This is a genomic window from Gammaproteobacteria bacterium (assembly GCA_022340215.1).
GTDB lineage: Bacteria > Pseudomonadota > Gammaproteobacteria > JAJDOJ01 > JAJDOJ01 > JAJDOJ01.
The window spans coordinates 1-3,958 of the sequence record JAJDOJ010000247.1 but is presented as its reverse complement, the minus strand read 5'-3'; the positions used below and the strand labels follow the sequence as shown (position 1 = coordinate 3,958).

Annotated in this window: 4 protein-coding genes; all 4 read left to right on the top strand. The window is 69.2% G+C overall.

The window, feature by feature from the left end:
• The coding region (locus tag LJE91_16960; GenBank protein ID MCG6870355.1) for a hypothetical protein at positions 1-1,259 on the top strand (1,259 nt) is incomplete at its 5' end.
• Positions 1,256-2,398: a DUF4350 domain-containing protein gene (locus LJE91_16955; protein ID MCG6870354.1), complete on the top strand. Its 1,143-nt coding sequence runs from the start codon at positions 1,256-1,258 to the stop codon at positions 2,396-2,398. The genes LJE91_16960 and LJE91_16955, both read left to right, overlap by 4 nt.
• On the top strand, positions 2,395-3,402 hold the full coding sequence (locus LJE91_16950; protein MCG6870353.1) for a MoxR family ATPase: 1,008 nt from the start codon (positions 2,395-2,397) through the stop codon (positions 3,400-3,402). Before LJE91_16955 ends, LJE91_16950 begins: the two co-directional genes overlap by 4 nt.
• On the top strand, positions 3,399-3,958 hold a 560-nt coding region (locus tag LJE91_16945; protein ID MCG6870352.1), incomplete at its 3' end, for a hypothetical protein. The genes LJE91_16950 and LJE91_16945, both read left to right, overlap by 4 nt.

Genomic DNA, 3,958 nt, shown 5'->3' with positions numbered 1-3,958 from the left:
GGGTCGTGAGCCAGGCGCTGTTCGGTTCCCGGCCACCGCTGCGAGAGACGCTCCGCAAGGCCCTCGAACTGCGCAGAAACGGGCTGATTCTCGGGCTGACGCTGTTGCGTCTCGACCCTGCCCGCGCCTTCGACCTTCCCGCGTATCAGCTCGAGGGGCTTCGGGGAAAGGCCCGCCGGCGGCGGCAACGCGTGCTCAACCACCGCGGGCACGGTCACGCCGTCTGGCTCACGGTGGCCTGCGTGAATCTCGAACTGGTCTGCTACCTCTCGCTGCTGGCGCTGGCCTGGCTGCTGGTCCCCGACACACTGCTCAAACCATTTCTGTCTGTCCTCGAGACCGGCATCCCCGGCGGTTTCGATACCGTCTTCAATCTCGCCTACTACATTGCCGTATCGATCATCGAGCCCTGCTACGTGGCGGGGGGATTCTCCCTGTACGTGAATCGGCGGACGGTCCTCGAGGGCTGGGACATCGAACTGCAGTTCCGCCGAATGGCCCGCAGGCTTTCCGCCTCCGTCCGTCCGGCGACGGCCGCCGCAATGACGCTGGTCGCGGTGTTGCTGCTTCCCCCGATGATTGTCCCTGCCCTGGCCTCGGATTCCGGGGACGTGGACCGACCGGCCGCCGAGGATCCCGCCGAGGCGATCGCGCAGGTCCTGTCTGCGCCCGAGTTCCAGATCACCGAGCGCCGGGAGACGTGGGTCCCCAAACGGAGAACGGCCGACGACGGGAACGAGCGCAGGAGCCTGATCGGCCCGGAGACCGCCGCGCTGATCGCCCGCGTGGCGCGCCTGCTCATGTGGCTGATGCTCGGCTACCTCGTCCTGGCCCTGGCGGTCTCGATCTGGCGTTACCGCGGCGGGATCCGGCCCCGGCCGCCGGTTGCTCCCACCGCCCGGCAGGAACCCGTAGCGCCCCGCACACCCGCTGAGGCTGCCGCTGTACCCTTGAACCCGTCCACCGCGGCACGGTCCCTGTGGTCCGCCGGCGATCCTCGCGGGGCGATGTCGCTCCTCTACCGGGCCAGTCTCGCTCACCTGGCCGCGCGTGGTGCCTTGCCGGTCATTGCGGTCGACACCGAGCGGGACGTGGAACGCAGACTCGAGGAACTGAACGACCCCGGGCTGAAGGGCTATCTCTCGCGTCTGATCGCGGTCTGGCGACTCACGGCCTACCGGCACACGCCCCCGCCGGGTGACGAGGGCATGGCACTGATCGAGGAGTGGGCGCATCGATTCGGGGAGACCGGACCATGATCCGGGGTCCGATCCTGGTCTTCGTCCTGCTCGTCGTCGTGGCGGGCATCCTCACCTGGCTGTTTCTCGAAAACTTCGAGAAGCGCGAGGAAGACGTGTACGTCGGTTACCAGGGGGAGGCCCGCAACAACGACCTCCTCGCCGCCGAACGCTTCCTCCACACCATGGGACTCGGTGTTGGCCGCCTGGGATCCACGGGTCGACTCGCAGAGATCGACCCCGCCGGCAGTGTCGTCATCCTTGGCCGGCGCGGCGCGTCGGATACACCGCAAGGTGTGGCGCGGCTGCTGGGGTGGGTCGAGGCGGGCGGGCACCTGGTCGTCGCCGCACGCCGCCGGACGCCGGAGGCGCAGAAGGACGGCGATGGGCCGGTCGCCATCCCGGACGGGCTGCTCGACGCCCTGGATATCCAGGCCGTCACGGGATATCTGTCCGCCGAGCAGATTGCCGAGGCCTCGATTCCGGCCCTGGAACTGCCCGACGGCGAGGGTTTCGTCGAGGTGGATTTCGATCCCGACCGGCGTCTCGAGACGCAGGATACGGACGGGGCCCTGATCCTCGCCGGGGAGTTCGGCGCCCACCTGATCCGCCGCACGCAGGGTGAAGGGAAGGTCACGGTGCTCTCGGACATGGCGTTCGCCACCAACGGGGGCATCGGCAGGGCCGACCACGCCGAGTTTTTCTGGCGGCTGTTGCGAGTCGACGGGGAACCGCCGCGACAGGTCTGGTTCGTCGTGTCCCAGGGAATGGCGGCCTTCTGGGTCCGCCTGTGGGAACGGAGCTGGATGCTGGTCGCGAGCCTGGCCCTCCTGCTCGCGGCCTGGATCGCCTCGGCCGCGCCCCGTTTCGGGCCGCTCGTGCCCGCCCCGACGCCCGGGCGAAGACGGCTGATGGAACACGTCGAGGCGAGCGGGCGATATTACTGGCGATCGGGTGCCGGCAACCGACTCCTGGCGGCGGTGGAGCACGCCCTGTTACGCGAAGCGGGACGCCGGCGCGACACGGTCTGCGACCGCCTGCATGCGGCGCTGGGATCCCGGCGAGGCGAGGCATCGCCGTTTCCGCCCGACGCAGGTTCCGAAAGATCCGCATTCACGCGCACGGTGCGTACCATGGAAACCATCAGAAGACACCTATGACCGACACAGACCAAACCAAGGGGCCACAAGCGACACGGTCGGCGGCGGACCTCGAACGGGCCGGCGAACTGGCCGGCGCGCTGCGACGCGAGATCGGCACCGCATTGCTCGGCCAGGCGGCGGTCCTCGACCAGGTGCTGGTCGGACTCATCGCCGGCGGCCACGTCCTGATCGAGGGCGTACCGGGTCTCGGCAAGACGCTGCTGGTCCAGGCGCTCGCGCGCAGCTTCGACGGCAGCTTCACGCGCATCCAGTTCACCCCGGACCTGATGCCCGCCGACGTCACCGGGCACGTCATCTACAACCCGAAGTCCGAACGCTTCGTGGTGCGCAGCGGCCCCGTGTTCACCAACCTGCTGCTGGCCGACGAGATCAATCGGGCGCCGGCCAAGACCCAGTCGGCGCTGCTGGAGGTGATGCAGGAACGTCAGGTCACGATCGAGGGCAAGACGCTGGAGGTCCCCAGCCCCTTCATGACCCTGGCCACGCAGAACCCCATCGAGCAGGACGGCACCTATCCCCTGCCCGAGGCGCAACTGGACCGCTTCCTGCTGAAGATCTCCATGGACTACCCGGCGCACGAGGAGGAGCTGTCCATCGTGCATGCGGTCACCGACGGGGGAGTGGGTCAGGACCTCGACGTCTCCGGGGTGCACACGATCGCCGACGCCGAACGGATCCTCGCATTGCAGCGGGCCAGCGCAGGCATGCTCGTCGATGCCGGGGTCATCGACTACGCGGTGCGCATCACCCGCGCCACCCGCGACTGGCAGGGCATCGCCGTCGGGGCCGGTCCCCGCGGGGCCATCGCCATCGTCCGCGCCGCGCGCGCGACCGCGCTGCTCGACGGACGGGACTACACCACACCCGACGACGTCCGCCGGGTCGCGCTGCCCGCGCTGCGGCACCGCATCGTCTGTTCACCCGAGCTCGAACTCGAGGGCCGGGGGCCGGACGACACCCTCGGCGAGATCCTCTCGCACATCGACGTCCCCAGGCGATGATCCCCACCGGCAGGCTCCTGGCCCTGCTGCTCGTCCCCGCGACCGTGGCATTGCTGGTCTGGTTCTGGCCGGAAGCGGACCCGCTCTGGTGGTCCGCGCTCGGCGCCGTGGCACTGCTCGCTGTCATCGACGCCTTCAGGGTTTGGAGGATCCCCACACCGCGGGTCAGCCGACGGGTCCCCGAGGTCATGGGTCTGAACGGCACCGGCAAGGTGCGGCTGACGTTCCACAACGGCGGCGCCCGAACGATCGAGATGACGGTCTTCGATCATTACCCGGACAGTCTCGATGCGACAGGGCTCCCCGGCACCGTTCGCACCGCCGCCGGGGAGGCCTCGGCGTTCACCTACCGGGTCATACCGCGCAGACGCGGTGAATTCCGCTTCCCCCGCACCCAGATTCGCCTGCGCTCGCCGCTGGGTCTGTGGATGCACAACCGGGTGCTCGAGAACGATTCCCGCGTCCGGGTCTATCCCGACCTGGCCGCCGCCGATCGCTACGCGTCGCTGGCGCGCGGGCGACACCTGCACCTGTTCGGCATACACGCCAGGCGGCT

Coding starts and splice junctions, on each gene's coding strand:
- LJE91_16955 (MCG6870354.1), top strand. CDS start 1,256: ATGATCCGGGGTCCGATCCTGGTCTTCGTCCTGCTCGTCGTCGTGGCG.
- LJE91_16950 (MCG6870353.1), top strand. CDS start 2,395: ATGACCGACACAGACCAAACCAAGGGGCCACAAGCGACACGGTCGGCG.